Genomic DNA, 16221 nt, shown 5'->3' with positions numbered 1-16221 from the left:
TTCTTAGAAATTAGAAGTTCAATTTAATATTTACTCCGAAGCTTCTTGACATTGGCACGCTATTGAATTCAACACCTCCACTGATTTCGCCTGGTCCGAAGAAATTCAATTCTGGGTCAACGTGGGGGACGTTATCAACAATGTTCCAAAGGTTTCTTCCTTCAATGCCAATAGTCAGCCCTTTAATATAATCACTCGGCAGATATTTGTCGGGCAAAGTATAAGTAAGACTTATTTCTCTCAGTTTCATATAGCTGGCATCATAAACGTTACCTTCTGTATTACTCACAGCACTTGTATGTTGCCAATACTCCTGCATATTCTTGACAGGAGTTGTATTTTCGGTATAAGTAGTGGTTTCTCCTGAAACAATTTCATTGACACCTTTGTCAATAAACGTTTCTCCTCTATTTTCCAAGGTTTCTTTAGCAATGCCTGACGAGCGGAGTGTTGCAGCAGTTCCTGAATAGATGACTCCTCCCTGACGCCAATCAATAGTAGCAGAAAGTATAAAATCTTTAATCCTAACAAGATTATTAAATCCGAGCATAAAGTCAGGATCAATTTTACCAAGATTTTGACCTGGTGTGATTTCTCTGAGACCGGTGCTGGAGTTAATAATTATTTCACCAGCATCATTGCGTTTCCATGCAGTCCCAAATAAGCTCATAGGTTCTCCCGGTTCTGCTTTTATTTGTAGGCCTGACCAACCACTCGTTAGGTCATAGCTCTTCAAGTCTCCAAAGAGTTCTTCAACGGTATTAACATTCGAACTAAAATTGAAACTTGAATTCCATTCAATTCGTCTCGTTTTAACGGGGACCACATTTAGAGTAATTTCGATGCCTTTGTTCCGGACAAGTCCTGCGTTGATCTTTTTCGCAAAATAACCTGTAGAAAGAGGCACATCAATTCCGATAATTTGATCCTTCGTATCAATTTTATATGCTGTTGCATCCAAGCTAATTCTGTTGTTTAGGAATCGAAGGTCCAGGCCAATCTCGTAACTAACTTGATTTTGAGGTTTTAGCAGAGAGTTTGGAAGTGTTCTTGGTATCGAGAACGCACTTACACCCATATGAGGGAAAGTACCGCTTAAGCTGTATTGAGAATAATAGGTGCTTTGCGATAGGTATTCGAAGTCAAGCTGATATGGTTCTTCATCACTACCTACGTTTGCCCAGTTCAATCTTACTTTTCCAAAGTTCCACCACGCCGGAGCGTCAAAGCTACTGGTGAAAATGTATCCTAAGCTGACAGAGGGAAAAAAATAGCTGTTGTGCTCTTTTGGAAGAGTACTAGACCAGTCGTTTCTACCAGTAATAGATAGGAATAACATGTCTTTGTATTCTGTGCTAATTTCTCCAAAAACGCCATGAATTCTCTTCATGGAGTAGAAATTTGTAGGTGAATTTATCTTAGCGTTTGACCAAGTGTACAAATCAGGCGCAGTCAACTCTTGAGCCAAATTACTTTTGCGGTCGAATTCCTTCTGATAGATGTTATAACCCGCTAATACCGAAAGTTTCAGATCGCTTGTAATAGTTGTGTTGATTGTTGCAATTAAGTCACTATTAATTACACGGTTGCGGCGTACATGCGTATTCCAGGCCCCTTTTTCTTCTCCAATGGTACCCATTGCCCAGACTGTTTTCCTTTCTTCGACATTAAAGTCTAGGCCTGTCTGATTTTTGATCGTAAGCCATGGGGTTGGTGTCACGGTTAGCACTCCCGTCCCATAGAATCTTTCATTATCACTTGTGATTTTATTATTATCAAGAATAAAATAGGGGTTATTTGTCCTTCCGTCCCCATCCCATGAGTTTTGGTTCCCGAACTCATTGTAGGTGTTGTTTCTCAACTTCTTAATGTCAGTTGTTCTTGGCATCCCCAATATATCTCCAACGATGACATTTGGATCGTTTGATCCTTGAGCAGTTAATCCGTCTCTAGTGCTTCTGCTGTAGTTTCCAGAAGTCCTAACTTCGATCCAGTCATCAAGTTCTCGCCCAACATTGAAAGAAAAATCATTCTTTTTGTATTCACTTTGAGGAATAATCCCGGTTTGGTTTGTGTTGGTGTAACTAATGCGGAAATCACTGTTGGCATCTCCTCCACTTAATTCAAAGTTATGAATTTGCGTAAGTCCAGTGTCGAAAAAGTCCTCTACGTTATTTGGGTATGCTTTTAGTGTAACTTCATCGCCCAAAAAATCTTCAAATTTTTGGTCACTTACATCACTTATTTTGGGTCCCCATCCATTAAATTCCTTTAAAAGGTATTCCCCGTCTAATCCTTGTGCATATTCGTTTTGATATTCTGGAAGCTTGGCGACTTTGTCGATACGCATACTAGAATTGTAACTGACACTGATTTTGCCTTCTGATCCTTTTTTCGTCTGGATAATAATTGCACCATTCTTTGCCCTGGCCCCATATAGGGCAGTAGCTGCCGCACCTTTCAGGACGTTAATTGACTCAACGTCCAAGGAGTTAATATCAGCCGCAGCATTTCCATAGTCTACGGCTGCGGTAATACCATTGTCTACGTAGTCATTGTTTATAGGCATTCCATCAACTACGAAAAGAGGTTGATTGTCTCCCCCTAACGAGGTATTTCCCCTAATTAATATTTGACTGGATGATCCAACACTCCCTGATTGCTGACTAATTCTTACTCCGGAAACTTTCCCTGTAAGACTATTAATAATGTTAGCATCTTTTGCTCTAACCAGATCTTCTCCTTTGACTTTAGTGACAGCATATCCTAAAGATTTTTCTTGTCGGCTGATTCCCATTGCGGTTACGACAACCTCGTTGATTCCAACCACATCAGCTTCCATCACTACATTGGCCGTGTTTCCGGTAAGAGCAACCTCCTGGCTCTGCATCCCAACGAAAGAAAATACCAAAGTCGATGCGTCCTGAGGGACATTGATCACGTATCTGCCATCCAGGTCCGTAATGGTTCCCAGCGTGGTCCCTTTAACTGATACAGAAACTCCAGGGATGGATTGACCATCTTCCGCGGATGTTACTGTACCTGTAATTTCCCTGGTTTGCGCGAAAACCGACTGCAAACCAATTGCAAAAATTGCAAGTAACAATGCGATTTGTTTCATAGAACTAATTTTAAAATTTAACAGCATTAATCTTTTTTGCGTGTATACATAATAATAATAATAATAAGGACAGTGAATATTTCTTCCCCTTGTTGATGTAGCCCTTTATGGTCCCCCAACCAAAAAGCGCCTTAAGCTGATGTTTTCAATTGACCCTTCAATTTCAATTTGAACACTTAACCCAAGTGTTAAAAAGTATTAACCGAAGCAAAAATAAGAATTTGGTTGAATTAAAAAAACGATAATTTGATCAATTAAGAAATAGTTCACTTAAATCAGTTGTTTCTATTGCTTGCAGGGCGGTTGAGGAACGGGTCGATGATTGTTATTCTGAACGTCTCAGTGATATAAGCTGAGAAATAGTGCACAAAAAAAGGGAGGCTCAAATTTGAGCTTCCCTTTTTTTTGTTGTGTAAAAAGAACCGGAGCGGCAGTTACTGAGAACTTTTCTTTGAAATTGAAGGAGAAAGAAGTGCCTGACTCCGGTTCAATGGATTTAATATGCCCTAAATACCCTATCAAAAATTGTATGATAATTCTGGCATAATATTACGTTCCTCTTATTCATCGCCCGTAAGTCCGGTATAACGGAATCCAGCAATTCGATATGAATCAAATCCGAAGTCTTCTGGATAAGTGTCGTCGCTAAAATTCACAAGAAAAACAATACTGTCGGCAGGCATTCCACTTGGAGTGGTTGCTGCACCGAGCATAATTTTTCCATCTGATACCGTCACTTGCATGTCATAGTATTCGTTTTGAGCATCGCTGGCTTGAAATGTCATAGTATTGAGATCGACACTTATTTTTGCCTTAAAGTCCCAGAAATTCTCATTATCGTCAATCCACATTTCTGTTGTGTTATTCGCGGATGTATTATAGGTGTCTAGGTGAAAATGGCCAAGTCCGAAGAGATCGTCATCGCTATAGACGATGTTGCCATCTGCATCTACCGCTACGCCAGTAACATACCACTCACCAGCCATTGATTCTGTTGCGGTACCGCCTATTTCTTCTTTTTCACATGAAGTGACAAAGAACAGTCCGGAAATAAGCAGAACAGTATATAAAAATAGATTCTTCATATTCGTATCGTCTTTTTGTTAATTAATAATAATCGTAAATTCCATTAAACCAGCGTATTCCATTACATAGGTGATTTGGCCAGTTGAGGGGTTAACTGAACTGGAAGTCATCGCATCCATCGAATCGCCCCAGCTAGGAACAATACTAGAAATAGGAGTGATTGTATTATCATCATTTAGTTCGAAGTAACCGTTCATGGCATAGCCAGGGCCGTATCCAACGCGTTGATCATAGTAACCACCCATAAAGTCAGAGATATAGAACACTCCGGGCTCAACTTGAAGAATTAGAATGTCATAACCACTAAAATTTACTACGGCCTCACTTGAGAACCAGAATCTATTTGTTCCCTCGGCGGTAGTATGAATTCCTGTTGAGATGATTGAAGGCGTTGGATCAAAGACATAAACAGTTCTGGACCCTGTTACTGAAAATCCTTCTGCATTTACAATTTCATAACTAACTGAATAAACACCACCTGTACTTGTGTCAACATTGGAGGTTACTTCAACTTGATCGGTAACATCTTCACCATTCAGTTCTGCAGCTACACCGGGGTCTTCATATGTAGAACCGATCGGTACTAAGATTTCAGGCTCACCTAGTACTTCAAGAGTAGGATAAAATGTTATGTCGGTAAAGCCTTTGGTGGTTTCATCCTCACAACTTGACAATCCTACAACTGCAAGTAGTAAGACCAATAGATATAATATTTTATTTTTCATCATATTCTAAGTTTAAACATTTATTATTTTATTCAGCCCAGAATACCGGTGTAGCAACTCCTTTATTAGAAGGAGCATTACTGTTACGGCTTGTCGAACTTTCAGCATAGGGGAAGCGTTGCAAAATCTTGTCAGCTCCCAATTCCGTATTATAATCAATGGGTGTGTATAGTGTACCTGCAACATACAATTCGGGAGAGAATACATCATTTGCTCGATCGTAAATATCAGCTCCAGTTACATCGCCAAATTCAGGATATCCTAAACGACGCATTTCACACCAAGCTTCGAAGTTATTGGTACCACCTAAAGCGATCCATTTTTGGATACCAATTACTTCGGCATAATTATCATTGTCATACGGATAGTAGCTGGTGTAAATGTCTTCAGCACCACTAACCCCCGCAGCACTGAATGATGCTTCAATAGCAGCTTTATAGTGTGCTTCTGCATCAGTGGCTGACCCATAGCGAGCATAATACTCTGCCAGGAAAAATTCAGTCTCAGTTACTGTAATGAGATTGACAGGCATGTCATACGCAAATACAGGCCGACAGAAATACGGAGATTTATATTGGGCGGAAGTACTAAAGTTAGTACCGGAAACACCTCCTTTATAGTCTCCACTTTCATTAGTTTCAAAGAACGCAGGTACGCGAGGATCATTGCTGTCAAGCATGGTTTGCATGTACGCGATATTCGCTGTCACATTCACCTGATTAGATCCAAAATATGTCGCATACTCTTCTTGATAATAGGGGCTGGCTTTACCAGTTTCATCTGTCCAAATATCATCCCAGGAAATATCTTCCGTTGGGAAGTTGTCTTCTTGAATTAGTGCTGCGATTTCAGACTGTACATTCTGGACATTGCTTATTCTCATTAAAATCCTTAATTTCAGGGCATTTGCAAATTGTATCCATTCTTCGGCAGTCGATGTTCCAAACAAGAAGTTTGTTCCAACAACACTTGAAGCTGTTGCTTTAGATAGTGCGTCATCCAGCTCTCCTAAAATACCTTGATAAATAGTCAAGCCATCATCATAGGCAGGTGACAGATTCGTTGGGTCGAGCGCTTCAGTGTAGGGAACCTCTCCATAAGCATCCACTAAGACTTGATAAGTAAAGACTCTCAATGTTGTAGCCGCTAAAAATGTTCCCCATTCTTCAGATTCGGTCGATTGTTCGCGAATTGTTTCAAGGTTTTTAAGTGCACGTTGATACAGTTGCGTATACGTGCTACTCGAACGGGTAGCAGACATGATAAACCGTGAATAATCGACATAGTTACTGGTGCCAAAATTCTGCGAGTAATGTTGAGAATAGTACCCACCAACAATACGTAGAAAGTTCCCGTAACTTGCAGCTACGTTCATTTCCGCTCCCGGGAAAATCATACCTGCGGTCACGTTATTTTCCGAAGGGGAGTTTGGATCTTGATTTATATCCAGGTAGTCTTCACAAGAGGTCATACCCAGTATAAGTATTACGAATAAAAATATTATCTTTTTCATATATTTTGGAGTTTTAATATGTTATACTAAGGTTGAAACCAAAAATGCGGGTAGCTGGGTTCACATACATTTCTCCGAAAGATCCTTCCAGGTCCGTACCTGTAGTGCTCGATTCAGGATCGATGAAATGATTGTCCTCAGCGGTCCAAACAAAAGCATTGTTCACAAAAGCAGAAAGCGAAACGTCACTTAATGATAAATCATTAGTCCACTTTTTTGGTAAGCTATACGAAAGTGTGACGTTGCGTAACTTAGCAAATGTACGATCTACCATGTAGGCAAGCCCTCCGTTTCCATATCCATAGGTGTCAAAGTATTTCTGGAAACTATCATCGGTTGTTTTGATTTGAACTGTATTTTCTAAATAACTTCCATCATCAGTCACCAGAACTGAGTTTGGAATCACAAATGGATTTCTGTCATTATAGGTTGTGACCACACTATTGCCGGTAAACTGCATTAAGTTCTTGGTGCGTGAAAACATTGATCCACCGTAGCGTACGTCAAGTGTTGCACTTAGCGATACACCGTAGGCCGATAAGGTAGTCGAAAGACCGCCAGTCCAATCATGGTTCATATCTAAGCCGGTATCTTCTACGTCTGTTCCCAATACAGGTTGCCCAGCTTCATCAACGATTTGATATCCATAATACTCGCTGCTCTCGTCTGTTACGTATTGTGGCAAGTAGGTATAAAACGTACCCATTGCTTGTCCTTCTTCCGCATACATATATACGGCATCATTACCTGCAGAAAAACTGTAGATATTCACTTTTCCTCCGTCTAAGCTTTCAGGCATAGAGAGGACTTTGTTACGGTTGAGTGCAAAGTTTACATCTAAATCCCAACGGAAATTTTTGGTTTTTACGGGAGTGGTGCTCAATAACAATTCAACTCCTTTGTTTTGAACCTCACCGAAATTGGTAACCGTAAAGCTGTAGCCCGTTGATGGATCAACCGGTAAGGTGAAAATCTGATCCTTTGTTTTTCGGTTATAAAAGGCTGCATCAATACCAATTCGTCCATTTAAGAATTGCAGGTTTAATCCAGCCTCTGACTCAGAAGTCATTTCGGGTTTAAGTGCAGTGGCTCCAGCCCTATTTGAGGAAATGAAGGAGTTCGTACTATTCATCGGGAATGCGGCAATATCACTTCCGTAATACCCGTTAGCATAAGCCTGGATAAATCTGTTACTTGTAAAATACGGGTCTGCATCATTACCCGTTTGTCCATAAGCAACTCGTAACTTACCGAAAGAAAGCACCTTGTTGTCTGACATTAATTCTGAAAAAATCCAGCTTAATGTAGTTCCGGGGTAAAAATAACTATTATTACCAATAGGTAAAGTCGAAGACCAATCATTACGAGCTGTCATGTTTAAGAAAAGCATTTCCTTATAACCAAATGTTGCATCCCCAAACAGGCCGATCAAGCGACGCTTTGATTGTGCTTCTGAAAGTACCGATCGGGTAGCACCATTACTCAAATCCCAGAATCCGGTTTCGAATGTAAGAACATCAGTTTGACCGACCATCACGGTTGAATATCTTTCATTTATGTTTGCACCAACGATCCCTGTCAGGGTGAAATCGCCAAAGCTGGTATCATAGCTCCCAAGGAAGTCATGGTTGATCTCATATGCTCTTCTGTAGCGTGCATATACGTTACCGTCTTGATTCATGTTGCTAGGCGCATAACCGTAATCTTCGTTGATTAAAGCATCGTCCAGGCTAATTTGCGGAATCCCCATCTTAAAATCATAATCAGTATAATCAAATCCAAAACGATAGGTCAACGTCAGGCCTTCCATCGGCATGATATCTGCCTGCAATTTTCCATAAAATTGTTTTGACTCTAAGTGGTTATAATTGTTTTTCAACGACCAGTAAGGATTGGTAATACCGTATGGCGTGAAATAGGCCTCGGGGGTGTTAAACGGGCTGCTAAGATCTTGCATATCAAGAATAGATACATCTCTTGGCATTTCGTAAACTCCATCAATTACCGATGTTCCTTGGTAGGAACTTGTCATATCAGTTTCTGACTTAGCAAAGTTGATAGAAGATGAGATTTTGAACCAATCATTACCCTGATAAGCTGAACGGAATGCTAAGGTGTTCCGTTTATAAGAGTCCGCATCGGTAGGCATAATACCATCGTCGTCAGAATTTGAGAAAGAAACATAATAGCTTACTTTGTCATCTTCTGAAACTCCACTCAGTGAAATATTCTGGTTTGTAGAAACCCCAATTTCAAAGAAGTCTTTTACATTATTTTTGCGAGCAGAATACTCGTGAATCAGTTGTTGGTTGTTCCAGATGGGCCCATACACTTGTGTTGAACCATCTAAACGTGGTCCCCATGAACCATTTTCAATATAGGTTTGCGTTCCATCCCATCCTTGTCCAAATTCATTCTGGAATTCGGGCAGTAGTGAAATTTGACGTAGTTGCAGCCCTCCGTTGTACTGAATCGTGAAGTTTTTACCTTTACCTTTGCTTCCTTGCTTGGTTGTAATCACGACAACGCCATTAGAAGCGCGGCTTCCGTATAGGGCTGTTGCAGCTGCACCTTTAAGGATCGTCATTGACTCGATATCGTTTGATGATATATTCGACAGACCGCTTGTTGTGAGTGCGTTACCCGATTTGTCAATTGCAGGATCATCCAGATTTAGGGAACTATTCTGCAAGGGTACGCCATCAACAACATAGAGAGGTTGATTACTTCCGTTAATGGAACCAAAACCTCGAATAGTCATTGATGTTGCTGAACCCGGATCAGAAGACGTAGATTGAATTTGCACGCCAGCAACCTTCCCAGATAGAGAGTTTGCCACATTCGTGCTACGATCTTTCATCAATTCTTCACTGGCTACAGTTGTTGCAGCATAGCCCAGTGTTTTTTCTGAACGCTTGATCCCCATAGCCGTTACAACTACTTCGTTGATACCAACGACATCAGATTCCATCACCACATTGATGGGAGTTCCAACGACGGGCACTTCCTGGGTTTGCATGCCCACGAAGGAGAAAACCAACGAAGCAGCATCCTGAGGAACCTTCAAAGTGTATTGTCCGTCAAGATCGGTAATGGTACCCAATGTGGTACCCTTGACTGATACAGAAACTCCGGGAATGGATAGACCATCCTCCGCGGAAGTTACTGTACCTGTAATTTCCCTGGTTTGCGCGAAAACCGACTGCAAACCAATTGCAAAAATTGCAAGCAATAATGCGATTTTTTTCATAGAAATAATTTTAATAATTAAACAGCATCAATTCTTTTACATGTTTATAATAAGGATATTAAATCTTTCAATTTTTATCCCCCCTTGGAGTGTGTTCAGAGCGGTTATTCCCCCAAATAATTCGTTCTGATAAATAAAGCTAATTTGAAACCTTCAATTTCAATTTTTCTTAAAGTGTTAAAAAACCTTAATAGAATACAAAAATATAAAAATAAAGTTCTCCTGAAAGTTTTTTATCAAAAATAGATCCCAAGTTGATATATCTCATTGTTGGGCTGTAAGTCCTTTGGAGTTAGTGCCTAGTGTTGCTTATATCTCTTATTATTTTCCCAGATTGGTTCTTATGTCATGCACACTGGTGCAGGATTATCGTTGAGAAAACTGAGCAAGTAGCTTAAACAAATTTAAGCTTCAGCTTGGCTGGGCCACTAAATTTGAAAAATAAGGATCATGATTGTGATACCCCCTTGTTCAAAACACTTCATTTAATAACTCTTATTCCCCCAAACAATCGTTATTTATTCAACTTTAAAATTCATTTTTTGAAACCTTCAATTTCAATTTAAAACTTTTTGTGTCGAAATGTTAAAGAACATTAACGAATGCAAATTTAAAAATATATAACTATCAAAAAAATTCAGGCAGTTTTTAGTAATTGAATACATATGACAAAAGTCATTCTTTGCATTTTTGCTGAGTTTGTAGTATATATGGATAAATATAGATAGTTGTCTTTTTTTCAGGAGTTTGACTTTCGCCGAGCCGGTGTTTTTAGTGTCTGTGTAAAGTGATTCTAAATTAGAAAATTTTTGTTAGGTGGGCTATTTTTTCAATAATATAGGTGGTGCTTGCGGGGGTCTTGTTTTCGAAATAGTATTTTTTGAATTCTCCCCACTCTTTTCTGGGGGGTGTCTGTTGTATTTTATCCTTTTTAAGGACGAATACCTGGCTTATTCCCATGCTTCTTGCTCCAAGTATGTCCGAATCCCAGGAGTCACCGATCATGATACTTTTGCTTTTTTTTGAGTTACAGCATTTTAAAGCATGTTGAAAAATGCGTTTGTCCGGCTTTGGTGCCTGAATTTCTTCGGAGATAAAGATCCGGTCGAAATACTGGCGTAGCCCGCTGGATTCAATCTTTCGATGCTGAACATCGGTGAAACCATTGGTAATGATATGCATCTGGTACCTCCGTTGTTGCAGGTAGTCCAGTGTTTCAATCACGTCTGTATAAAGTTGCTTTTGCATGGGCATCAGTTGCAGGTAAAGCTCATTCATCTTCAGCGGGTCCACTCCGGTGATGTTAAAGTGCCGGAGTGCTTCTTCAAAGCGTTTACGGATCAGCTCCGGTTTTCGGATTTGTTGGTTTCGGTAGGCCTCCCAAAGTTTGGTGTTGATGGTTTCGTAGTGGCGGAAGAAAGCGTCGAAGTCGGGAATCTGAGTATCAAGCTTCAGCTCGGCTACTGTTTCCAGCATGGCCAGCCGGGAGTTGGTTTCAAAATCCCAGAGGGTGTGGTCGAGATCGAAGAAAAGTTGTTCGTATTTTTTCATGTCAGGTTTTACCGGATTCGTTCGACTTGGACTTAAAGAACCTTAGCCCACGGCTTCAGTCGCTCAAGTCCGGGGTATGGTTATTCGTTGTGTTCTTGATTTTCTTCGGAACGGTTCGGCGAGGCCTTTTCTTTTTTGCCAGCTACGACAATGACAATTTCGCCTTTGACGGGCTTTGATTTAAAATAGTTGGCCAGTTCGGTAACCGTTCCCCGCTGGGTTTCTTCGTAAATCTTGGTTAGTTCGCGTGACACCGAAGCTTGCCGGTCGGCGCCAAAGAATTCGGCAAACTGTTCCAGACTCCTGACCAGCTTGTAAGGCGATTCGTAAAAAACCAAGGTTCGCTCTTCTTCGGCCAGTTGTAAGAGTTTTTTTTGTCTTCCTTTTTTTGGTGGCAGAAAACCTTCGAAACAAAACCGATCGTTGGGCAGGCCCGAGTTGACCAGCGCGGGAATGAGTGCGGTGGCGCCCGGCAGACATTCCACTTCCACTTCCGCATCAATGCAAGCCCGAACCAACAAGTAGCCCGGATCGCTGATGGCTGGTGTGCCGGCATCTGAAATCAGGGCGATGGTTTCGCCGCCTGCCATGCGCTGTGCGAGGTGCTCCACTGTTTTGTGCTCGTTGAATTTGTGGTGTGAAAACACCTTTTTCTGAATTTCAAAATGATGAAGCAGCTTGGACGAAGTGCGGGTGTCTTCAGCCAAAATCAGGTCGACCGCCTGAAGCACTTTAATCGCCCGCAGGGTCATGTCATCCAAATTGCCGATTGGTGTTGGTACGATATATAATTTTCCCATATTACTTGATGAACCGACGTTTAACCAGTTGTGCAAACTGGATACTGGTGTCTGTTTTTTTCCATTTGAAATTGCTATTTAAATAAGCGATGGCATCATTCAGGCTGTCGGCCTGATCAATTTCCTGAACCGTTTTTCGGAACAAGTCGGGTTTGTTGTCGAAAAGTTCACGGGTGTATTGAAAACGGTCATTCAATCCGATCGCCGTTTCGAGTTTGGTGATTGGCGAACTGGCCAGTTTTTTATCCAGTGTTTTGTTTTCCAGCATCAAATCATTCAACGATTTTCCTTTAATGAAATTTTCACCAACAGTTTTCTTGATCTTTTCTGCTTCTTCTTCCGCTTCTATTTCCGCAGGTTCTTGCTCCGGCTCCGGAGTTTCTTCTCTGGTTTCGCTCTGTCTGGCAGCGGGGGTTTCGTCTTCAGAAGGTTCAGGTGGCGCCGTTACCGGAATTTCGGGTTTATGATTGAAGACTGGCTGAGCCCGTTCTTCCTGAAGTTCTGGCTTGTCTTGTTCTTGCACTTGTTGTTTTGATTCGGCTTCCATCTCTGCCAGTTTTTCTCTGACCTCTTCCGTTCTTGCCTCCGGTTGGATGGGGGGCGAAGTCCTTATTGGTTCTTGCTTTGGCGTTTCTTTTTCGGTGTCCTGACCATTCAGTTCTTTCAGAAACTCAAACTCCTGAAAGACAAGTTTTGATTTGCTTAAGGCGATATCCAGTTCGAAGCGCGAAAGTTTTTCAGCTTGCCGCAGTTGGTTCGCAATTTCGTTCAGTTCTTCCAGGTCTTTTAAAATCAACCGGATCAATTTATGTTTTTCCATCATCATTTGAGTACTGTTTAAAATCTTGTCGAATTTCACCGATCATGTATGGATTTGTATCACACTGAGCTTAAGGTGGCCTAAAAATAACAAATCGGTTCGTGACCCTAACCCGACATTTTCGTTACTTTTGTAAAAGTAGTAAAATCCAAATTGAATCACGTCAATGTTTCTTGAAAGGGATGTCAGTCACCATAAAAACGGTGGTACCATTGAAGTTATTGCCGGGTCTATGTTTTCGGGGAAAACAGAAGAGTTGATCAGGCGTTTGCGGCGGGCAAAGTTTGCCCGTCAGAAGGTCGAGATTTTCAAGCCGGCGATGGATACCCGCTATTCGGAGGCGGAGGTGGTTTCGCATGACGAAAATTCGATCTCCAGCTCTCCGGTCGAGAATTCGGCCAATATTTTATTGCTGGCCGGAAACGTGGATGTGGTGGCCATTGACGAGGCGCAGTTCTTTGATAAAGGATTGGTGGAGGTGTGCCAAAAGTTAGCCGACATGGGTATTCGTGTCATTGTGGCCGGCTTGGATATGGACTTTCAGGGCAAGCCTTTTGGACCCATGCCTGACTTGATGGCCATCGCCAATTATGTGTCCAAAGTTCACGCCATTTGTGTTGGTTGTGGAAGTGTGGCGCAGTTTTCGCACCGCCTGGTTTCAAACGATAAGCAGGTGCTTCTGGGAGAGCAGGCTGAATATGAGCCGCTTTGCCGGATCTGTTACAATAAGGTAAAAAATCAATGAATCCAATTTCACTTCATAGAATTACGACGGCGATTGAAGGTGACCTGAACCAGGAACCTGCAGCCGTTGACCGCCTGATTTCGTCTTTGTCGATTGACAGCCGCACTTTGGTTGATCCGGAGGCCTGTTTGTTTTTTGCCCTGGTCGGTGAACGCCACAATGGGCATCAATTTTTGCACGAGTTGTATGAGAAGGGGGTACGCAGTTTTGTGGTTTCAGGGCTTCCGGTTAACCGGGAGGTGATGAAGGAGGCCAGTTTTATTGTGGTGGAAGATACCTTGAAAGCCTTGCAGCAACTGGCAGCATCGATTCGGGATGAATTCCGGTTTCCGGTAGTCGCCATTACCGGAAGCAATGGGAAGACGATTGTGAAAGAGTGGCTGTTCGATTTGTTGCAGCACCAGCTTCGCATTGTCCGCAGTCCGAAAAGTTACAACTCGCAGGTGGGTGTTCCCCTTTCAGTGTGGAATATGGCCGGCACAATGGATCTTGGAATTGTTGAAGCAGGTATTTCGAAGCCGGGCGAAATGGCGCATTTGGCTACTGTCATTCGGCCGGAGATTGGTGTGTTCACCAACATCGGCGATGCGCACCAGGAGAATTTTCGGTCGATGGATGAGAAGGTGGAAGAAAAGCTTCAGCTTTTTGAGGGGGCCAAACTGCTGGTCTGCCGGCGTGATCAGGAATTGGTGTATGGGCTGGCTTGCCGGAAATTTGAAAATACAGCCACCCGAATTGTCAGTTGGTCCACAACGGGTTTACCAGCGGATCTTGCATTCGAAACGCAGCCTGACGAGCTGTCAACGAAGATCCAGTTTCATTGGAGCGAAAGGACTTACGAAGTTCATATTCCTTTTTCAGACGAAGCCTCCATTGAAAATGCCTGTCATTGCCTGGCTTTAATTTGCGCCAATGGTTGGCTAAATGATTCGGTGCTTCAGCTTTTTGCCGACTTGCAGTCGGTGGCCATGCGCCTGGAATTGAAGCAAGGTGTGAACGGCTGTGCGCTGATCAACGATTTTTACAATTCCGACATCAATTCCCTCGAAATCGCGCTTCAGTTTTTGAATCAGCAAACCAGTTCCACCGGACAGTCCAGGACGGTATTCTTGTCCGATATTAAACAGTCGGGTTTTGCCCCCTATCAATTGTACACCGAGGTGAACCGCTTGCTGCAATTGAACCGGGTGAACCGGTTGATTGGCGTCGGAAAAGCGATCGGAGAACATCGGGCTGCTTTTCAGTTGCCTGCTCAGTTTTATCCAACCACCCGCGATTTAATTCATGATCTTCAGTCTGAACGCTTTCGGAATGAGGTGATTCTGATTAAGGGGGCCCGTGAGTTTCGGTTTGAAGAAGTAGCCTCCGTACTTCAAAAGAAATACCACCAAACGCAACTCGAGATCAACCTGAATACCTTGGTTGAAAACCTGAATGCGTTTAAGGCAATTGTGAAACCGGAAACCAAGATGATGGTGATGGTAAAAGCTTTTTCCTACGGAAGTGGAACTGTTGAAATTGCCCGTGCGTTGGAGTTTCAGAAAGTGGACTTCCTGGCTGTTGCTGTGGCCGACGAGGGTATTGAGCTGAGACAAGCCGGGATTGAAAGCCCCATTGTGGTGATGAACCCTGAGGAGCACAGCTTTGAAGCGATGATGGAGTACCGGCTGGAACCTAATATTTATTCGCGTGCTGTTTTTCATAAGTTCAACCTGGCGGCGCGCAGTGCCGCGGTGGTAAAGTATCCGGTACACATCAAATTGGAAACCGGCATGAACCGACTGGGTTTTTCGGATGTGGAAGAACTGCAACAGGTGGCTGAGCAAATTCAGACGGAAGAAATTCTGCGGGTGCAGTCCGTTTTCTCGCATCTGGCAGCTACGGATGAGCCTTTGCATGACGTGTTTACCCGAAAGCAATATGAGCGGTTTGTGAAACTGGCCGATGTGGTGATCTCCAGGCAAAAACATAAGGTCATCCGGCATTTGCTGAACTCTGCCGGTATCGAACGCTTTCCTGAATTTCAGCTCGACATGGTCCGTTTAGGTATTGGCCTTTACGGTGTGGCTGTTACCAAGCTTGGCATTCGTCCCATTACGCATTGGACCAGCACCATTTCGCAGGTGAAAATAGTCGGGCGGGAGGAGACCGTTGGCTATGGGCGGAAAGGACAGGTGGATCAACAAAGAAAAATTGCCGTTGTCCCAGTGGGGTACGCTGATGGCTATGACCGGAGGTTTAGCAACGGCGGAGCCAAGATGTGGGTGAATGGGGCAAGCGTTCCGGTAATTGGAAATGTTTGCATGGACATGACCATGATTGATGTGACGGGTGTGGATGTGAAAGAAGGCGATTTGGTTGAGCTGATGGGTGAGCACATTCCACTAAGCGAGCTGGCCGCGTGGGCCAACACCATTCCCTACGAAATTCTGACCGGGATTTCGCAGCGTGTCAAGCGTGTTTATTCCCAGGAATAACCTGAGTTAGATTCAATTTCAGGGGAGTAAGAATCAAATAATTAATTTGTTGGGTTTTTTTAAAAGAAGTTGAAAACGATTGGGAACTGTTGGATACAATTATTTTCCGTTGTATTCAATTGTCTTCGATTGT

At 42.6% G+C, this 16221-nt stretch carries 10 protein-coding genes; 2 read left to right on the top strand and 8 right to left on the bottom strand.

Translation table 11 applies throughout. The features are described 5' to 3' along the window. Nucleotides 1-10 precede the first annotated feature (10 nt). From AAC033_RS03535 to AAC033_RS03500, 8 genes are all read right to left on the bottom strand, one after another. Nucleotides 11-3121: a SusC/RagA family TonB-linked outer membrane protein gene (locus AAC033_RS03535; protein WP_339735455.1), complete on the bottom strand. Its 3111-nt coding sequence runs from the start codon at nt 3119-3121 to the stop codon at nt 11-13. 560 nt (nt 3122-3681) lie between these two features. Beyond that, a complete protein-coding gene (locus tag AAC033_RS03530) occupies nt 3682-4206 on the bottom strand; it encodes a lipid-binding protein (protein WP_339735453.1) in 525 nt (174 codons plus the stop codon). An 18-nt stretch (nt 4207-4224) separates the two neighbouring features. Next, nucleotides 4225-4935, bottom strand: coding sequence for a BT_2262 family domain-containing protein (locus tag AAC033_RS03525; RefSeq protein WP_339735451.1), 711 nt, complete (start codon nt 4933-4935; stop codon nt 4225-4227). A 25-nt stretch (nt 4936-4960) separates the two neighbouring features. After that, on the bottom strand, nt 4961-6445 hold the full coding sequence (locus tag AAC033_RS03520) for a SusD/RagB family nutrient-binding outer membrane lipoprotein (RefSeq protein WP_339735449.1): 1485 nt from the start codon (nt 6443-6445) through the stop codon (nt 4961-4963). Nucleotides 6446-6458: 13 nt separating this feature from the next. After that, nucleotides 6459-9695: a SusC/RagA family TonB-linked outer membrane protein gene (locus AAC033_RS03515; protein ID WP_339735447.1), complete on the bottom strand. Its 3237-nt coding sequence runs from the start codon at nt 9693-9695 to the stop codon at nt 6459-6461. A gap of 798 nt (nt 9696-10493) precedes the next feature. After that, nucleotides 10494-11246, bottom strand: coding sequence for a YjjG family noncanonical pyrimidine nucleotidase (locus AAC033_RS03510; protein ID WP_339735445.1), 753 nt, complete (start codon nt 11244-11246; stop codon nt 10494-10496). Between the two features lie 80 nt (nt 11247-11326). After that, entirely contained in the window at nt 11327-12046 is a 720-nt protein-coding gene (rsmI, locus tag AAC033_RS03505; RefSeq protein WP_339735443.1) for a 16S rRNA (cytidine(1402)-2'-O)-methyltransferase, read from the bottom strand. 1 nt (nt 12047) lies between these two features. After that, nucleotides 12048-12872, bottom strand: coding sequence for a hypothetical protein (locus tag AAC033_RS03500; protein ID WP_339735441.1), 825 nt, complete (start codon nt 12870-12872; stop codon nt 12048-12050). Nucleotides 12873-13032: 160 nt separating this feature from the next. Here AAC033_RS03500 and AAC033_RS03495 point away from each other — a divergent pair, with 160 nt between their 5' ends. Further along, the gene (locus AAC033_RS03495) at nt 13033-13611 is read left to right on the top strand and encodes a thymidine kinase (protein WP_339735439.1); all 579 of its coding nucleotides are present in this window, start codon (nt 13033-13035) and stop codon (nt 13609-13611) included. Beyond that, nucleotides 13608-16088: a bifunctional UDP-N-acetylmuramoyl-tripeptide:D-alanyl-D-alanine ligase/alanine racemase gene (locus AAC033_RS03490; RefSeq protein WP_339735437.1), complete on the top strand. Its 2481-nt coding sequence runs from the start codon at nt 13608-13610 to the stop codon at nt 16086-16088. The genes AAC033_RS03495 and AAC033_RS03490 overlap by 4 nt, the downstream gene beginning before the upstream one ends. The last annotated feature ends 133 nt before the right edge of the window (nt 16089-16221 follow it).

The sequence above is a fragment of the uncultured Sunxiuqinia sp. genome (assembly GCF_963974515.1).
GTDB lineage: Bacteria > Bacteroidota > Bacteroidia > Bacteroidales > Prolixibacteraceae > Sunxiuqinia.
This window is presented reverse-complemented; position numbering and strand designations above follow the sequence as displayed.

What these genes read in the sequence shown, in the direction of transcription:
- AAC033_RS03535 (WP_339735455.1), bottom strand. Translation starts at nt 3,121, where the DNA reads ATGAAACAAATCGCATTGTTACTTGCAATTTTTGCAATTGGTTTGCAG.
- AAC033_RS03530 (WP_339735453.1), bottom strand. Translation starts at nt 4,206, where the DNA reads ATGAAGAATCTATTTTTATATACTGTTCTGCTTATTTCCGGACTGTTC.
- AAC033_RS03525 (WP_339735451.1), bottom strand. Translation starts at nt 4,935, where the DNA reads ATGATGAAAAATAAAATATTATATCTATTGGTCTTACTACTTGCAGTT.
- AAC033_RS03520 (WP_339735449.1), bottom strand. Translation starts at nt 6,445, where the DNA reads ATGAAAAAGATAATATTTTTATTCGTAATACTTATACTGGGTATGACC.
- AAC033_RS03515 (WP_339735447.1), bottom strand. Translation starts at nt 9,695, where the DNA reads ATGAAAAAAATCGCATTATTGCTTGCAATTTTTGCAATTGGTTTGCAG.
- AAC033_RS03510 (WP_339735445.1), bottom strand. Translation starts at nt 11,246, where the DNA reads ATGAAAAAATACGAACAACTTTTCTTCGATCTCGACCACACCCTCTGG.
- rsmI (WP_339735443.1), bottom strand. Translation starts at nt 12,046, where the DNA reads ATGGGAAAATTATATATCGTACCAACACCAATCGGCAATTTGGATGAC.
- AAC033_RS03500 (WP_339735441.1), bottom strand. Translation starts at nt 12,872, where the DNA reads ATGATGATGGAAAAACATAAATTGATCCGGTTGATTTTAAAAGACCTG.
- AAC033_RS03495 (WP_339735439.1), top strand. Translation starts at nt 13,033, where the DNA reads ATGTTTCTTGAAAGGGATGTCAGTCACCATAAAAACGGTGGTACCATT.
- AAC033_RS03490 (WP_339735437.1), top strand. Translation starts at nt 13,608, where the DNA reads ATGAATCCAATTTCACTTCATAGAATTACGACGGCGATTGAAGGTGAC.